Below are 15,220 nucleotides of genomic sequence, written 5' to 3'. Positions count from 1 at the left end.
CCCACAAGGGATCTGCTGTGCTTGGCAAACTGCGGGTACGACAATCAACCCTGCCGGAATTTGACTCACAGGTTTACAATCGACGCTCCTGATCAGGAGTTACCCTGTGCTGACCCATCTCGATTCCCAAGGTCGCGCCAACATGGTCGACGTGACCGACAAGGCCGTGACGTTCCGCGAAGCCAGCGCCGAAGCCTTTGTGCGCATGCTGCCCGATACCCTTCAAATGATCGTCAGCGGCGGCCATCCCAAGGGCGATGTCTTCGCCGTGGCGCGTATTGCCGGTATCCAGGCGGCAAAAAAAACCAGCGACCTGATCCCACTCTGCCATCCGCTCATGCTCACCAGCGTCAAAGTCGAACTGACCGCCGAAGGCGAGGATCGCGTGCGCATCGTGGCCCGCTGCAAGCTGTCGGGACAGACCGGTGTCGAGATGGAGGCGCTCACCGCCGCCAGCGTCGCCGCGCTCACCATCTACGACATGTGCAAGGCCGTGGACCGGGGCATGACCATCGAGGGCGTGCGAGTGCTGGAAAAACTCGGCGGCAAGAGCGGCCACTTCCAGGCGGATGCGCCATGAACATCACCGTGAAATTCTTTGCCCGTTATCGCGAAGCGCTCGGCGTGGATTCGCTGAAAGTGGAGGGTGTTTTCGCCACGGTTGACGATGTACGCACATTGCTCGCCCAGCGTGACGGAGCCGAGGTGCTGAAAGAGCAAAACCTGATGTGCGCCCGCAACGAAGAGCTGTGCCAACTCGACGAACCGCTGGTGGACGGCGACGAAGTGGCCTTCTTTCCCACTGTGACCGGAGGCTGAGCCATGGCGATTCGGGTGCAGGCCGAGCCGTTCGACCCGGGGGCCGAGGTCAATGCGATGCAGGCAGCAAATGTCGGCGTCGGTGCCGTGGTGAGTTTTGTCGGCTACGTGCGCGACTTCAATGACGGCCTCGATGTGTCCGGGATGTTCCTCGAGCATTATCCGGGCATGACCGAAAAAGCCCTGGGCAAGATCGCCACCGAAGCCGAGCAGCGCTGGCCGCTGCTCAAGCTGGAGGTGCTGCACCGCATCGGCGCCCTGGAGCCGGGTGAGCCAATCGTTTTTGTCGGCGCCGCCAGCGCCCATCGCCAGGCGGCGTTCGACGCCTGCGCCTTTGTCATGGACTACCTGAAGACCCGTGCACCGTTCTGGAAGAAGGAAAACACCATCGACGGGCCGCGTTGGGTCGAGGGGCGGGACAGTGATCATGCGGCGGCGGATCGCTGGAAGCGGTAGGCAACCTGTAGAACTGCCAGGTACCCAAGACAAAAAAAAGCGCAGCCTGGTTGGGCTGCGCTTTCGGTACTGTGAAGACGGTTAAGGTCGCTTGCGCTCGACCGGTCGCAACAGATGAGTCGGCGGCATCTCGCAACTGATCTTGCGGCCCAGCAACGCCTCGATCGAGGGCAACTGGTAGGAATCATCCTCGCCGGCGAAGCTGATCGAAACCCCGGCAGCCCCGGCACGACCGGTGCGGCCGATGCGGTGCACGTAATCGTCCGGCACTTCCGGCAGGGTGAAGTTGATCACGTGGCTGATGCCGTCGATGTGGATGCCACGACCGGCCACGTCGGTGGCGACCAGCACGCGGATCTTGCCTTCCCGGAAACCCTCGAGCGTCTTGATGCGCTTGTGCTGTGGCACGTCGCCCGACAGTTGTGCGGCGTTGACGCCATCACGCACCAGGCGCTCTTCGATGCGGCGCACTTCGTCCTTGCGGTTGGCGAAGACCATCACCCGCTCCCAGCCGTTGTCGTTGACCAGGTTGTAGAGCAGCTTGTACTTGTCGGCACCGGCCACCGCGTAGATGTGCTGTTCGACATTCTCGCTGGCGACGTTTTCGGCTTCGATCTCGACGATCGCAGGGTCAGTGGTCCATTGCTTGGCCAGGTTCATCACGTCTTCGGTGAAGGTCGCGGAGAACAGCAATGTCTGGCGTTCGTTTTTCGGCGGGGTCTGGCGAATGATCTGGCGCACCTGGGGGATGAAGCCCATGTCGAGCATGCGGTCGGCCTCGTCGAGCACCATCACTTCGACCATGTCCAGGTGCACGTCGCCGCGCTGATTGAAATCCAGCAGACGGCCCGGCGTCGCCACGAGGATGTCGCAGTGGCGGGCTTCGAGGTGCTTGAGCTGCTTGTCGAAATCCATGCCGCCAACGAACGTCATCACGTTCAGGCCGGTGTACTTGGTCAGATCGGCGGCGTCCTTGGCGATCTGCACCACCAGCTCACGGGTTGGCGCGATGATCAGCGCCCGCGGCTCGCCCATGTAGCGTTCCTTTGGGGGCGGGGTCTGGAGCAACTGGGTGATGATCGAAATCAGGAACGCGGCGGTCTTGCCGGTGCCAGTCTGGGCGCGACCGATAGCGTCCTTGCCGGCGAGGGTATAACCCAGCACTTGCGCCTGGATCGGTGTGCAGTAAGGGAAGCCCAGGTCCTGGATGGCATGCATCAATTCGGGGGCGAGCTTGAAATCGTGGAAGCGGGTCTTGCCTTCCTGGGGTTCTACGGCGAAGTCTTCGAGCTTCCAGGCGACGACCGGCGGTTTGGGCGCGCGCTCGCGACGTGGCTTGGGGGCTTCGCTGCGCGGTTTTTCCGGCTCGGCTGCCATCACCGGTGGCGCAACGGGTACGGTCGACGGCGATGGTTTTGCGTCCACAACGGGGGCGGTCCGATGTGGTTGTTGCGCATCGGTGCGGCTCGGGCCGTGGGCGGGGGCGCTGGCTTCAGGCGCGAGTTGCTCGGCCTCGCTTTTACCGAACATCTTCTTGAGTGCTTTGAGCACGGTCATCTCATCGGTTGGTTAAGGAATGTACGCCGGCCAGTGTAATGCAAGAAACGGGCGCGGCGTAGTGTGATCATCAAAGCGCTGGCGTGGCTGTCTGCCTGTTAGCGCAAGCGCTCCGCCAGCCATGTGCCGATGTCGCGAATCTCCTCGGGTAACACTTCGTGGCCCATTGGGTATTCTTGCCATGTCACGGTGACACCATGCTGCTTCAGATACTCTTTCGCGGTCCGGCCCATCGGGTTGAGCACCACCTCGTCGTACTGTCCATGCAGCGCCAGTACCGGAATGCGTTGCTGGCTGGCAGACAACTGCAATTCTTCGCCGAAAGTTGGCGCATAGGTGGACAGTGCGATCACGCCGCCCAGCGGCCCCTGCCACTGGACGAATGCCGTGTGATAAACCACCGCGCCGCCTTGGGAAAAACCCGCCAGGAAAATCCGCGAGGCGTCTATTCCGCTGGCTCGCTGGGTTTCCATCAGGTCGATGACCCGTTGCGCCGAGGCTTCCAGTTGCTGCTCGTCGATGGCTCGCGCGGGGCTCAAGGCACGAATGTCATACCAGCTGGGCATGGCGTAGCCGCCATTGATGGTCACCGGTTGCGTCGGCGCCTGGGGCAGGACGAAGCGCGTGGTCAGCAGGCTTTGCTGCAATATTTCAGCGACCGGCATGAAGTCGTAGCGATCGGCGCCCAGGCCGTGGAGCCAGATAACGCACGCATCGGCAGTGCCGGAGGGCTCGAGAATCAAGGGGTCGGTCATGATGTGCTCCAAAAATGTGCGGGTGCGCTCAATCAGTGCCTGATTGCGGTGCGCGCCTGGTGCCTCAGTTAATTAGATGTCGCAATGCTACAAGTTTTTGTCTTGACGTCGCCAGTAACAGACAAGCGCAGCGGTGTGGTACGGGCTTTGCTATTGGTTTAACCGAATGATGATTCTTACGCAGCGCGGTAACACTATCAGCTCGACGCGACGCATGGGATATCAGAAATCCGGTGATGGATGTTCGCCAATAGCCGCTACGGGCTTCGCGAACGTGAAGGGCTACAGCCCGTTCGGCCGATTGGTGAGAAGTGAGTAAGGCGCCGTTTACAGCCTTTCTCATTTATTAGACTCATAGCGAAGGCCCAGACGTCGGTTGACCCTAAAAAAAGCCAACAAGGGTCGGCAATGCCTCAAAAGGGTGCGACAGGGTCCCAGCTCCGACACAACAAGAGCAAAACTGGAGGTTTGAATGAAGTTACTGAAATCCACCCTGGCAGTCGTGACTGCAGCAGCAGTTCTCGGTGTCAGCGGGTTCGCTCAGGCGGGTGCAACCCTGGATGCCGTGCAGAAGAAAGGCTTTGTACAGTGCGGTGTGAGCGATGGTTTGCCGGGTTTCTCGGTACCTGATGCCTCCGGCAAGATCCTCGGCATCGACGCTGACTTCTGCCGCGCCGTGGCCGCCGCCGTATTTGGCGACGCCAACAAGGTGAAATTCAGCCAGTTGAACGCCAAAGAGCGTTTCACCGCGCTGCAGTCTGGCGAAATCGATATCCTGTCGCGCAACACCACCATGACCAGTTCCCGCGATGCCGGCATGGGCCTGGTGTTCCCTGGCTTCATTACCTACTACGATGGCATCGGCTTCCTGGTAAACAACAAGCTGGGCGTCAAGAGCGCCAAGGAACTGGACGGCGCGACCATCTGCATCCAGGCCGGTACCACCACCGAGCTGAACGTTTCCGACTACTTCCGCGGCAACGGCCTGAAGTACACCCCCATCACTTTCGACACCTCCGATGAAAGCGCCAAGTCGCTGGAATCCGGTCGCTGCGACGTGCTGACCTCCGACAAGTCCCAGCTGTTCGCCCAGCGTAGCAAGCTGGCTTCGCCGAAGGACTACGTAGTTCTGCCGGAAACCATTTCCAAGGAACCACTGGGCCCAGTCGTGCGTAATGGCGATGAAGAGTGGTCGAAAATCGTCCGCTGGACTGGCTACGCCTTGCTCAACTCCGAAGAGGCCGGCATCACTTCGAAGAACGTCGAAGCTGAAGCCAAAGCCACCAAGAACCCGGACGTCGCCCGTATGCTCGGCGCTGATGGCGAATACGGCAAAGACCTGAAGCTGCCGAAAGACTGGGTTGTTCAGATCGTCAAGCAAGTCGGCAACTACGGCGAAATCTTCGATCGCAACCTCGGCAAGAGCACCCCGCTGGAAATCGATCGTGGCCTGAACGCTCTGTGGAACGCAGGCGGCATTCAATACGCACCACCAGTGCGCTGATGGTTCTATCACCCGGTGGGCCAACCACCGGGTGATGTTCTGTTCCATTCTTTGCGGGGCACTTCATGCAAAATTCAATCGGCGCACCTAAGCAGAGGCTCAGCCTCAGCGATCCACGAGTGCGTGCGTGGGTATTTCAGATCGTCACCATCGTGGCGGTCATTTCTCTGGGCTGGTTTCTGTTCGACAACACGCAGACCAACCTTGAGCACCGGGGCATCACCTCCGGCTTCAGCTTCCTGGAGCGCAGTGCCGGTTTCGGCATCGCTCAAACCCTGATCGACTACACCGAAGCGGACAGCTATGCCCGCGTCTTCGTCATCGGGCTGCTCAACACACTGCTGGTGACGTTCATCGGCGTGATCCTGGCGACAATCCTCGGTTTCATTGTCGGCGTGGCCCGCCTGTCGAAGAACTGGATCATCGCCAAGGTGGCGACGGTGTATGTGGAGGTCTTTCGCAACATCCCGCCGCTGCTGCAGATCCTGTTCTGGTATTTCGCGGTGTTCCTGACCATGCCGGGGCCGCGTAACAGCCATAATTTCGGCGATACCTTCTTTGTCAGCAGCCGTGGCCTGAACATGCCGGCGGCGCTGATGGCTGAAGGGTTCTGGCCGTTTGTGGTCAGTGTCGTGCTGGCGATCGTAGCCATCGTGCTGATGACCCGCTGGGCCAACAAGCGTTTCGAAGCGACCGGCGAGCCGTTCCATAAATTCTGGGTCGGCCTGGCGCTGTTCCTGGTGATCCCGGCGTTGTGCGCACTGATCTTCGGCGCGCCCGTGCACTGGGAAATGCCGCAGCTCAAGGGTTTCAACTTCGTCGGTGGCTGGGTACTTATCCCGGAACTGCTGGCCTTGACCCTGGCGCTGACGGTGTACACCGCGGCGTTCATCGCCGAGATCGTGCGTTCGGGCATCAAGTCGGTCAGCCATGGCCAGACCGAGGCGGCTCACTCGCTGGGCCTGCGCAACGGTCCGACCTTGCGCAAGGTGATCATCCCGCAAGCCCTGCGTGTGATCATCCCGCCACTGACCAGCCAATACCTGAACCTGGCGAAGAACTCTTCGCTGGCGGCCGGTATCGGTTATCCGGAAATGGTTTCGCTGTTTGCCGGTACGGTACTGAACCAGACCGGGCAGGCCATTGAAGTCATTGCCATCACCATGAGCGTGTACCTGGCGATCAGTATCAGCATTTCCCTGCTGATGAACTGGTACAACAAGCGCATTGCGCTGATCGAGCGGTGAGGAAACGCGCATGACATCCCATACTTTCAAACCTGATATGCCGCCACCGAGCAAAGTGTTCGGGCCGATGGCATGGATGCGCGCAAACATGTTCTCCAGCTGGCTCAATACGCTGCTGACCCTGTTTGCGTTCTATCTGATCTACCTGGTGGTGCCACCGATCCTCAGTTGGGCGATCATCGATGCCAACTGGGTCGGCACCACTCAAGCCGACTGCACCAAGGAAGGCGCCTGCTGGGTGTTCATCCAGCAGCGTTTTGGCCAGTTCATGTACGGCTATTACCCAGCGGACCTGCGCTGGCGCGTGGACCTGACCGTGTGGCTGGCCGTGATCGGCGTGGCACCGCTGTTCATCTCGCGCTTCCCGCGCAAGGCGATCTACGGCCTGAGCTTCCTGGTACTGTACCCGATCATCGCCTGGTGCCTGTTGCACGGCGGCGTCTTCGGCCTGGCAACCGTGGCGACCAGCCAATGGGGCGGCCTGATGCTGACCCTGGTGATCGCCACCGTCGGTATTGCCGGCGCTTTGCCGTTGGGCATCGTCCTGGCGCTGGGGCGGCGGTCGAACATGCCGGCGATTCGCGTGGTCTGCGTGACCTTCATCGAGTTCTGGCGCGGCGTGCCGTTGATCACGGTGCTGTTCATGTCCTCGGTGATGCTGCCGCTGTTCCTGCCTGAAGGCATGAACTTCGACAAGCTGCTGCGGGCGCTGATCGGCGTGATCCTGTTCCAGTCGGCCTATGTGGCCGAAGTGGTGCGTGGCGGTCTGCAAGCGATTCCGAAGGGGCAATACGAAGCGGCCGCGGCGATGGGCCTGGGCTACTGGCGCAGCATGGGCCTGGTAATCCTTCCGCAGGCACTGAAGATGGTGATCCCGGGGATCGTCAACACCTTCATCGCGCTGTTCAAGGACACCAGCCTGGTGATCATCATCGGTCTGTTCGACCTGCTCAACAGCGTGAAACAAGCTGCCGCCGACCCGAAATGGCTGGGCATGGCCACTGAAGGCTATGTGTTCGCCGCCCTGGTGTTCTGGATTTTCTGTTTTGGTATGTCCCGCTATTCCATGCATTTGGAACGCAAGCTGGACACTGGCCACAAGCGTTAGGAGTTGACTCATGAGTGAAGCGATCAAACAGCCTGTGAGCCCTGAAGGCATTATTCAGATGCAGGGCGTGAACAAGTGGTACGGCCAGTTCCACGTGTTGAAAGACATCAACCTGAACGTCAAGCAGGGCGAGCGTATCGTCCTGTGCGGCCCTTCGGGTTCCGGCAAGTCCACCACCATCCGTTGCCTCAATCGTCTGGAAGAACACCAGCAGGGCCGCATCGTGGTCGACGGTGTCGAGCTGACCAACGACCTCAAGCAGATCGAAGCGATCCGCCGGGAAGTCGGCATGGTGTTCCAGCACTTCAACCTGTTCCCGCACCTGACCATCCTGCAGAACTGCACCCTGGCGCCGATGTGGGTACGCAAGATGCCCAAGCGCAAGGCCGAGGAAATCGCCATGCATTACCTGGAACGCGTTCGCATTCCAGAGCAGGCGCACAAGTACCCGGGCCAGCTCTCCGGCGGACAGCAGCAGCGCGTGGCGATCGCCCGTGCCCTGTGCATGAAACCGAAGATCATGCTGTTCGACGAACCGACCTCGGCCCTCGACCCGGAAATGGTGAAAGAGGTGCTGGACACCATGATCGGCCTGGCCGAAGACGGCATGACCATGCTCTGCGTGACCCACGAGATGGGTTTCGCCCGCACCGTGGCCAACCGCGTGATCTTCATGGACAAGGGCGAAATCGTTGAACAGGCCGCGCCAAACGACTTCTTCGACAACCCGCAGAATGATCGCACGAAGTTGTTCCTGAGCCAGATCCTGCATTGATCCGCTCTTAAGCAGTGAAATAGACCCGGACTTGTCCGGGTTTGTTTTTTTTCGGGTCAGAGATCCGCTGTGTCATGTTCCGGATGGCGATCCGACAATAGTTGCTGCAAATGGGCTTCTTCGTTCAGCGAGTGGACTTCAGCCATCAGGTGCGGATGCCGATCAAGCAGGCGCATCAGCACGATTAACGATTGAGCAGGGGTAACTTCGCCGCGTTCATAACGGGAAAAGGCATTGTGCCCGCCTCCGGATAGCAGCTTCACCGCGTCTTTTTGCGTGAGGTGCAGTTTGCGGCGGATGCGTTTGATTTCCGCACCTGTCGCCAGCGCGTAGTCTTCCAGCAGCTGGTCGCTGGCCCTGGAGTAACGTTCGGCGCTGTCTGTGTCGTGATCGAATTCGATTTCACCGCAGATCCGGCATTCCCATCCGGCAATATCGTGCACTTGCCGAGTCACCTGCCTGTAGTCGACCGTAAAGCTACGGCCGTTGAAGTGATGCATCGCGTCGATGCTGCCGCAGCTGACACATTGCTGGGTTTTCATTGGTTTTTCTCCTTGAAGGAGACCACCGGATGCCCACCGCCGGGGCGGTAAGTCACCTTGATGTAAATCTCCCGATCCTGAAATGTTGTGTGATAGACGTCTTGCCAGATTCGGTGGTCGGCATACGTGGTCATCGATTTATGCAGCATCCTGTATTCCAGCAGGTGAACGATCCGCAGCATCCGGGCGAGACTCAACATCATCCTTCGTCCGCCTTCGCGGGCGTTCAATGTGAACGCCTTGCTTCCCAACCTGTGGACCTCGGCCTTGACCACTGCCAGGTCGTAATGGGGTGTGCTCTTTTCCATAAGAAGCCGTTTGCCTTTGTCCTAATGATTACCCATAAAGGGTAAATCTGACTAATCGAAAATTCGGATTCTTTGCCTCCAATAAAACGTAGGCGGTTGCCGTCCTACGCGAAGCTGACTAACATGTCAGAAAATTCATCCCATGATTGGATGAAAAGGCGAATCCGATGTCAGAAATGTCCCCGCTAATAAAGCGCTCCCTGGTCGATCAAGCCTTGGAGCAACTGCGCCAACGCATCAGCGACGGCGTGTGGGCTGTCGGCCAGCGGCTGCCTACCGAGCCGGAACTGGTCGCGGAGCTGGGCATCAGCCGCAACACCGTGCGCGAAGCCATGCGCGTGCTGGCGTTTTCTGGATTGATCGAGATTCGTCAGGGCGACGGCAGCTACGTGCGGGCGGTGGTGGACCCGCTGGACACGCTCAAGGCGCTCTCCCGCTGTTCGTTGGCGCAGGCGCGGGAAACCCGGCACATCCTTGAAGTCGAGGCCATCGGCCTGGCGGCGCTACGGCGCACCGAGGACGATCTGCTTGCCTTGCGCCAGGCGCTGAAAACCAGCGGCGAGCATTATCACGGCGACCTGGAGCACTACATCGCCTGCGATCTGGTGTTCCATCGCTTGCTGGTGGACGCCGCGCACAACCCGGCCCTGAGCGAGCTGTATCGCTATTTCTCCAGCGTGATCGGCGCTCAGTTGCGCCAGAGCCTCAATATCATTCCCCGTCATCAACACGTGTTCGACCTGCACATCGAAATCCTCGAAGCCGTCGAACGCCAGGATCCGGAGCGGGCCAAGGCCCTTTGCCGGCAGTTGATCAATGAACCCTGACCCCGAGCTTTCCATGTCCCGCGATCCGCTTGACCGCACTACCGCAACGCCGAACAAACGCGGCGCCGAACTCGAAGAGTTGCTGATCGACGCCGAGGCCGACGACGAGCAGGCCCAGCAGAGCCAGCCGCTGATGCGCCGGCCCTGGTTGCTGCTGCTCGGCCTGATCCTGGTCGCGTTGAACCTGCGTCCGGCCTTGTCGAGCATGGCGCCGCTGCTCAGCGAGGTGTCGAAAAGCCTCGGTCTGTCGGCGGCCCAGGCCGGTCTGTTGACGACCCTGCCAGTGCTCTGCCTGGGCCTGTTCGCGCCATTGGCGCCCGTGCTGGCGCGCCGCTTCGGCGCTGAACGAGTGGTGCTCGGGATCCTGCTGACGCTGGCTGGCGGCATCATCCTGCGCAGCTCGTTCGGCCAGGTCGGCCTGTTCGCTGGCAGCATCCTCGCCGGCGCCAGTATCGGGGTGATCGGCGTGTTGCTGCCGGGTATCGTCAAGCGCGACTTCGCCAGGCAGGCCGGCACCATGACCGGTGTCTACACCATGGCGCTGTGCCTGGGCGCGGCGATGGCGGCCGGCGCGACGGTGCCGCTGAGCGAACACCTGGGCCATGACTGGGCCCTGGGCCTGGGCTTCTGGATGCTCCCGGCTCTGCTGGCCGCCGTATTCTGGTTGCCGCAAGTGGGCCAGAAACACGGGGCGCATCAGGCGGTGTATCGCGTTCGCGGATTATTGCGTGATCCCCTGGCCTGGCAGGTGACCTTGTACATGGGGCTGCAATCGTCCCTGGCGTACATCGTGTTCGGCTGGTTGCCGTCGATCCTCATCGGTCGCGGGCTGACCCCGACCCAGGCGGGGCTGGTGTTGTCCGGCTCGGTAATCGTGCAGTTGATCAGCTCTCTCGCAGCGCCCTGGCTGGCGACGCGCGGCAAGGACCAGCGCCTGGCCATCGTGGTCGTCATGCTGATGGTGCTCGGCGGGCTGTTCGGCTGCCTCTACGCGCCCATCGAAGGGTTGTGGGGCTGGGCGATCCTGTTGGGTCTGGGACAGGGCGCGACGTTCGCCCTGGCCCTGACGTTGATCGTGCTGCGCTCGCGCGACGCCCATGTGGCCGCCAACCTCTCCGGCATGGCCCAGGGTTTTGGTTATACGCTGGCGTCATTGGGGCCGTTCGCAGTCGGCGTGGTGCATGACCTGACCGGCGGCTGGGATGCCCTGGGCTGGATCTTTGGCCTGGTTGGCCTGGGCGCGATCATCGCCGGCCTCGGCGCCGGTCGAGCGTTATATGTCGGTGTCGTCAGCGAAAGAGTCGGCGAGCTTCGCTGATGTCATTTTCATAGCGAATGACCATAGTGTTCCTCGCGGCGGCAGATTATCGTGCAGGCCTTACTGAAACGATTTCCGGAGTCCGTCCATGAGCGATGCCCACACAGCCCTGATCACCCGGTTCTACCAGGCATTCCAGCGCCTCGATGCCGAGGCTATGAGTGCCTGCTACACCGATGACGTGGTGTTCAGTGATCCGGCCTTCGGCGAACTGCGTGGGCGCGATGCCGGCGACATGTGGCGCATGCTTACCACGCGGGCCAAGGATTTTTCCCTGACGTTCGATAACGTGCGCAGCGACGAACGTTCCGGCGGTGCCCATTGGGTGGCGACTTATCTGTTCAGCCAGACCGGTAATACCGTGGTCAACGATATCCAGGCGCGCTTCGTGTTTCGTGACGGCAAGATCTGCGAGCACCACGATCATTTCGACCTGTGGCGCTGGTCGCGCCAGGCCTTGGGCACCAAAGGCCTGCTGTTGGGCTGGACACCGCTGGTGCGCAACGCCGTCCGCGCCCAGGCGCTCAAGGGGCTGCGGGCGTTCCAGGCCAGTCGCTGATAAGATCGCGGCTTGTTTCCATCGCGGCTGTTGAATATTTCCGTGACCACCGTTGAATCACCCCCCGATCTCGCTGCCCCCGCCCCGCCCGAACCGGCCAAGCCCTGGTTCGTCTACCTGGTGCGCGCCGCCAACGGCTCGCTGTACTGCGGCATCAGCGATGACCCGGTGCGGCGTTTCGCCAAGCATCAGAGCGGGAAGGGCGCACGTTTTTTTCTCTCCAGCCCGGCGGTTGCGCTGGTCTACACCGAAGCCTGCCGCGACAAGGGCGAGGCGTTGCGGCAGGAGCGGTTGATCAAGAAGCTCAAGAAAAGCGCCAAGGAATGCTTGGTGGCCAGTGCGCTGTCGCTTCATCAGCCTGACTGATAGGCCTTCATCAGGCCGGTAGGCTGGTCCGGTCAGGCGCGCTAAGCTGCAAGACTTCATCCCTGCAGTGGCGAATCTCATGTCTGAACTGATCCTCCATCATTACCCAACCTCCCCATTCGCAGAGAAAGCCCGCCTGCTGCTGGGTTTCAAGGGCCTGTCCTGGCGTTCGGTAGGTATCCCGCCGATGATGCCCAAGCCGGACCTGACGGCCTTGACCGGCGGTTACCGCAAGACGCCGGTGTTGCAGATCGGTGCGGACATCTATTGCGACACGGCGTTGATTGCCCGGCGGCTGGAGCAGGAGAAGGCCTCGCCGGCGCTGTTTCCCGAGGGCCGGGAAATGATCGCTGCGTCCTTTGCGGCATGGGCCGATTCGGTGGTGTTCCAACATGCGGTAAGCCTGGTGTTCCAGCCGGAATCGGTGGCGGTGCGTTTTGCCAAGTTGCCGCCTGAGGCGATCAAGGCGTTCATCAGCGACCGTGCCGCGCTGTTCAGTGGCGGCACGGCCACGCGCTTGGCGGCCGAACAGGCCAAGCACCAATGGCCGACGATCATGGCGCGTCTGGAGCACCAGTTGCAGCGTGAAGACGGCGACTTCCTGCTGGGCGATCCGTCGATTGCCGACTTTGCCATGGCGCATCCGCTGTGGTTCCTCAAGGGCACGCCTGTCACTTCACCTTTGGTCGATGCTCACCCTGCGGTATCGGCATGGCTGGCGCGGGTGTTGGGTTTCGGCCATGGTGCGTCGAGCCAGATGAGTTCCGAAGAAGCCCTGGAGGTGGCTCGCAGTGCGACGCCGGCAGCGCTGCCGGATGAGTCGTTCGAGGAGCCGAACGGGTTTGTGGCGGGGCAGCGGGTGAGCATCGCGGCGACTGATTACGGTGTCGATCCGGTGGTTGGAGAGTTGTTGTTTGCCGGTAGCGAAGAATTGATTCTGCGCCGTCAGGACGAGCGTGGCGGGGTGGTGCATGTGCACTTTCCGCGGTTCGGGTTTCGTATCGAGGCGGTCTGATCTTTCATGAAGTGGTGGCTGGTCTACCGCTTTAGCGAGCGGGCTCGCTCCCACATTTGGCCGGGGGTGGGCCCAGGATTTGTGTTTGGCGCAATCATTGTGGGAGCGAGCCTGCTCGCGAAGGGGGGGCGGGGCCGACGTCACTGCTGGCCCGGCAGATTTATATCGCGGCCAACGCCTTGAGAAATTCTCGGGCTCATACCCACGAATCAACGTGCCATTTACATCGAGGACCGGGATTCCTCAGTTTCGCCGCTTGAGCTGATCGGTCAGCGAGGTCGGCAAGCCCTTGATGATCAGCGTGCCGGCCTCTTCGTCGTATTCGATCTTCGAGCCCAGCAGGTGCGCCTCGAAGCTGATGGACAAGCCTTCGGCGCGACCGGTGAAGCGGCGGAACTGGTTGAGGGTGCGTTTATCCGCCGGAATTTCCGGCGACAGGCCGTAGTCCTTGTTGCGGATGTGATCGTAGAACGCCTTCGGACGCTCTTCGTCGATCAGCTCCGAGAGTTCTTCCAGGCCCATCGGCTCGCCGAGCTTGGCCTGGCTGCTGGCGTAATCCACCAGGGTCTTGGTTTTCTCTCGGGCATCGTCTTCGGGCAGGTCTTCGCTTTCGACGAAGTCGCTGAAGGCCTTGAGCAAGGTGCGGGTCTCGCCGGGGCCGTCGACGCCTTCCTGGCAACCGATGAAGTCGCGGAAGTATTCCGAAACCTTCTTGCCGTTCTTGCCCTTGATGAACGAGATGTATTGTCTGGACTGTTTGTTGTTCTGCCATTCCGACACGTTGATCCGCGCCGCCAGGTGCAATTGGCCCAGGTCGAGGTGCCGCGACGGGGTCACGTCCAGCTCGTCGGTCACGGCCACGCCTTCGCTATGGTGCAGCAGAGCGATCGCCAGGTAGTCGGTCATGCCTTGCTGGTAATGGGCAAACAGTACGTGGCCGCCCACCGACAGGTTGGACTCCTCCATCAGCTTCTGCAGGTGTTCCACCGCCACGCGACTGAACGCGGTGAAGTCCTTGCCGCCGTCGAGGTAATCTTTCAGCCAGCCGCTGAACGGATGCGCCCCGGATTCGGCATGGAAGAAGCCCCAGGCCTTGCCTTGCTTGGCGTTATAGCTTTCATTGAGGTCGGCGAGCATGTTCTCGATGGCCGTGGATTCCGCCAGTTCGGAATCGCGGGCATGAAGCACAGCGGGGGTGCCGTCGGGTTTTTTGTCGATCAGATGGACGATGCAATGACGGATCGGCATGGAATTCTCGGCTGATGAAAGAGAGGAGGGCGCGCTCCCCGGAAAAGGCCCAGTGTACCGCAATCACTGGTTTTGGAGCGCGATGAAGGCCCTTTCAGACCGGTCTGAGGCCCGGTGAGCCTTTTTTTACCGATTTAGCGCAATAAAGCTGACCAAATGGGTAGGTAGAGGCGGATATTTCACAGGCGTTGTGCTAGTTTTGCCCGGTCTTACGCGAAGTCACTGCGTTAAGCGTGCATTCAGCATTTGTCAGGTCGAACCAAACCCGGATTTCGGCATCTATTACCCCGATCCGTCGTGGTGATGACCGAGGGCGGCTGATCAGATAGATCGGCTCGATGGCTGACACTGCACTCTGCAATCCATATGAATTTGATAGGGAAGGAACACTACATGGCTCTTACTAAAGACCAACTGATCGCTGATTTGGCTGAATCTGTAGACGCACCAAAAGCTACCGTGCGTGCGCTGCTGGACCAACTGGGCCAAGTGGTTGCCGATCAGCTGGAAAACGGCGGCGAACTGACCTTGCCAGGTGTTGGCAAGCTGAAAGTCACCGAGCGTCCTGCCCGTACCGGTCGCAACCCTTCGACTGGCGCAGCCATCGAAATCCCGGCCAAGAAAGTGATCAAGCTGGTTGTGGCCAAAGGCCTGACCGACGCGGTCAACAAGTAAGATCGTTTTATGAAAAACCGTGCCGCGGAGCGATCCGGGCACGGTTTTTTGTTGCCTTGAAAAAGTGGCCAGTGGTGAGCAATGCTGTTCACTCAAGAAAAACGACGTACCTGTGGCGGGGGGGGGGGGGGGGGGGGGGGG

At 60.6% G+C, this 15,220-nt stretch carries 18 protein-coding genes; 13 read left to right on the top strand and 5 right to left on the bottom strand.

From position 1 onward, the window contains the following. Window positions 1-106 precede the first annotated feature (106 nt). Genes moaC through moaE form a run of 3 tightly spaced genes read left to right on the top strand, consistent with a single transcriptional unit; the run spans window position 107 to window position 1,275 of the window. Entirely contained in the window at window positions 107-580 is a 474-nt protein-coding gene (gene moaC / locus ACE04F_RS26010; protein WP_486106580.1) for a cyclic pyranopterin monophosphate synthase MoaC, read from the top strand. Beyond that, entirely contained in the window at window positions 577-819 is a 243-nt protein-coding gene (locus ACE04F_RS26005) for a MoaD/ThiS family protein (protein ID WP_486106582.1), read from the top strand. The genes moaC and ACE04F_RS26005 overlap by 4 nt, the downstream gene beginning before the upstream one ends. A gap of 3 nt (window positions 820-822) precedes the next feature. Further along, window positions 823-1,275: a molybdopterin synthase catalytic subunit MoaE gene (gene moaE / locus ACE04F_RS26000; protein ID WP_486106584.1), complete on the top strand. Its 453-nt coding sequence runs from the start codon at window positions 823-825 to the stop codon at window positions 1,273-1,275. Window positions 1,276-1,356: 81 nt separating this feature from the next. Here the strand turns inward: moaE and rhlB are convergent, their stop codons facing one another. Next, window positions 1,357-2,832 (bottom strand): ATP-dependent RNA helicase RhlB, encoded by a 1,476-nt coding sequence (gene rhlB, locus ACE04F_RS25995; protein ID WP_486106586.1) that lies wholly within the window; start codon window positions 2,830-2,832, stop codon window positions 1,357-1,359. Window positions 2,833-2,930: 98 nt separating this feature from the next. Then, a complete protein-coding gene (locus tag ACE04F_RS25990) occupies window positions 2,931-3,587 on the bottom strand; it encodes an alpha/beta hydrolase (protein WP_486106588.1) in 657 nt (218 codons plus the stop codon). Window positions 3,588-4,059: 472 nt separating this feature from the next. Between ACE04F_RS25990 and ACE04F_RS25985 the strand changes: the two genes are divergently transcribed. The 4 genes from ACE04F_RS25985 to ACE04F_RS25970 all read left to right on the top strand — a co-directional run bounded on the left by ACE04F_RS25985 (window position 4,060) and on the right by ACE04F_RS25970 (window position 8,221). After that, window positions 4,060-5,091 carry an amino acid ABC transporter substrate-binding protein gene (locus ACE04F_RS25985; RefSeq protein ID WP_305496588.1) on the top strand — a complete coding sequence of 344 codons (1,032 nt, stop codon included), beginning with the start codon at window positions 4,060-4,062 and terminating at the stop codon, window positions 5,089-5,091. Window positions 5,092-5,156: 65 nt separating this feature from the next. Further along, window positions 5,157-6,338: an amino acid ABC transporter permease gene (locus ACE04F_RS25980; RefSeq protein ID WP_305496587.1), complete on the top strand. Its 1,182-nt coding sequence runs from the start codon at window positions 5,157-5,159 to the stop codon at window positions 6,336-6,338. 10 nt (window positions 6,339-6,348) lie between these two features. Beyond that, entirely contained in the window at window positions 6,349-7,446 is a 1,098-nt protein-coding gene (locus ACE04F_RS25975; RefSeq protein ID WP_305496585.1) for an amino acid ABC transporter permease, read from the top strand. A gap of 10 nt (window positions 7,447-7,456) precedes the next feature. After that, complete coding sequence (locus tag ACE04F_RS25970; RefSeq protein WP_003178331.1) at window positions 7,457-8,221, top strand: amino acid ABC transporter ATP-binding protein; 765 nt, start codon at window positions 7,457-7,459, stop codon at window positions 8,219-8,221. Between the two features lie 56 nt (window positions 8,222-8,277). Here ACE04F_RS25970 and ACE04F_RS25965 read toward each other — a convergent pair whose 3' ends face one another. Beyond that, on the bottom strand, window positions 8,278-8,763 hold the full coding sequence (locus tag ACE04F_RS25965) for a type II toxin-antitoxin system MqsA family antitoxin (protein ID WP_486106592.1): 486 nt from the start codon (window positions 8,761-8,763) through the stop codon (window positions 8,278-8,280). Next, the gene (locus ACE04F_RS25960; protein WP_305496580.1) at window positions 8,760-9,071 is read right to left on the bottom strand and encodes a type II toxin-antitoxin system MqsR family toxin; all 312 of its coding nucleotides are present in this window, start codon (window positions 9,069-9,071) and stop codon (window positions 8,760-8,762) included. Before ACE04F_RS25960 ends, ACE04F_RS25965 begins: the two co-directional genes overlap by 4 nt. 167 nt (window positions 9,072-9,238) lie before the next feature. On the opposite strand from ACE04F_RS25960, the gene ACE04F_RS25955 reads away from it, so the two are divergent. From ACE04F_RS25955 to ACE04F_RS25935, 5 genes are all read left to right on the top strand, one after another. Then, window positions 9,239-9,898: a FadR/GntR family transcriptional regulator gene (locus ACE04F_RS25955; RefSeq protein ID WP_486106594.1), complete on the top strand. Its 660-nt coding sequence runs from the start codon at window positions 9,239-9,241 to the stop codon at window positions 9,896-9,898. A gap of 13 nt (window positions 9,899-9,911) precedes the next feature. Next, entirely contained in the window at window positions 9,912-11,216 is a 1,305-nt protein-coding gene (locus ACE04F_RS25950; protein WP_486106596.1) for a CynX/NimT family MFS transporter, read from the top strand. Between the two features lie 88 nt (window positions 11,217-11,304). Further along, complete coding sequence (locus ACE04F_RS25945) at window positions 11,305-11,775, top strand: nuclear transport factor 2 family protein (protein ID WP_434569706.1); 471 nt, start codon at window positions 11,305-11,307, stop codon at window positions 11,773-11,775. Window positions 11,776-11,817: 42 nt separating this feature from the next. Further along, entirely contained in the window at window positions 11,818-12,141 is a 324-nt protein-coding gene (locus ACE04F_RS25940) for a GIY-YIG nuclease family protein (RefSeq protein WP_486106598.1), read from the top strand. 79 nt (window positions 12,142-12,220) lie between these two features. Beyond that, window positions 12,221-13,156, top strand: coding sequence for a glutathione S-transferase family protein (locus ACE04F_RS25935; RefSeq protein WP_486106600.1), 936 nt, complete (start codon window positions 12,221-12,223; stop codon window positions 13,154-13,156). A 243-nt stretch (window positions 13,157-13,399) separates the two neighbouring features. Here ACE04F_RS25935 and yejK read toward each other — a convergent pair whose 3' ends face one another. Beyond that, entirely contained in the window at window positions 13,400-14,404 is a 1,005-nt protein-coding gene (gene yejK, locus ACE04F_RS25930; protein WP_486106602.1) for a nucleoid-associated protein YejK, read from the bottom strand. 393 nt (window positions 14,405-14,797) lie between these two features. Here yejK and ACE04F_RS25925 point away from each other — a divergent pair, with 393 nt between their 5' ends. Beyond that, window positions 14,798-15,079, top strand: coding sequence for an HU family DNA-binding protein (locus tag ACE04F_RS25925; RefSeq protein ID WP_030139622.1), 282 nt, complete (start codon window positions 14,798-14,800; stop codon window positions 15,077-15,079). The last annotated feature ends 141 nt before the right edge of the window (window positions 15,080-15,220 follow it).

It is taken from the genome of Pseudomonas sp. AGC41 (genome assembly GCF_057334555.1).
This window is presented reverse-complemented; position numbering and strand designations above follow the sequence as displayed.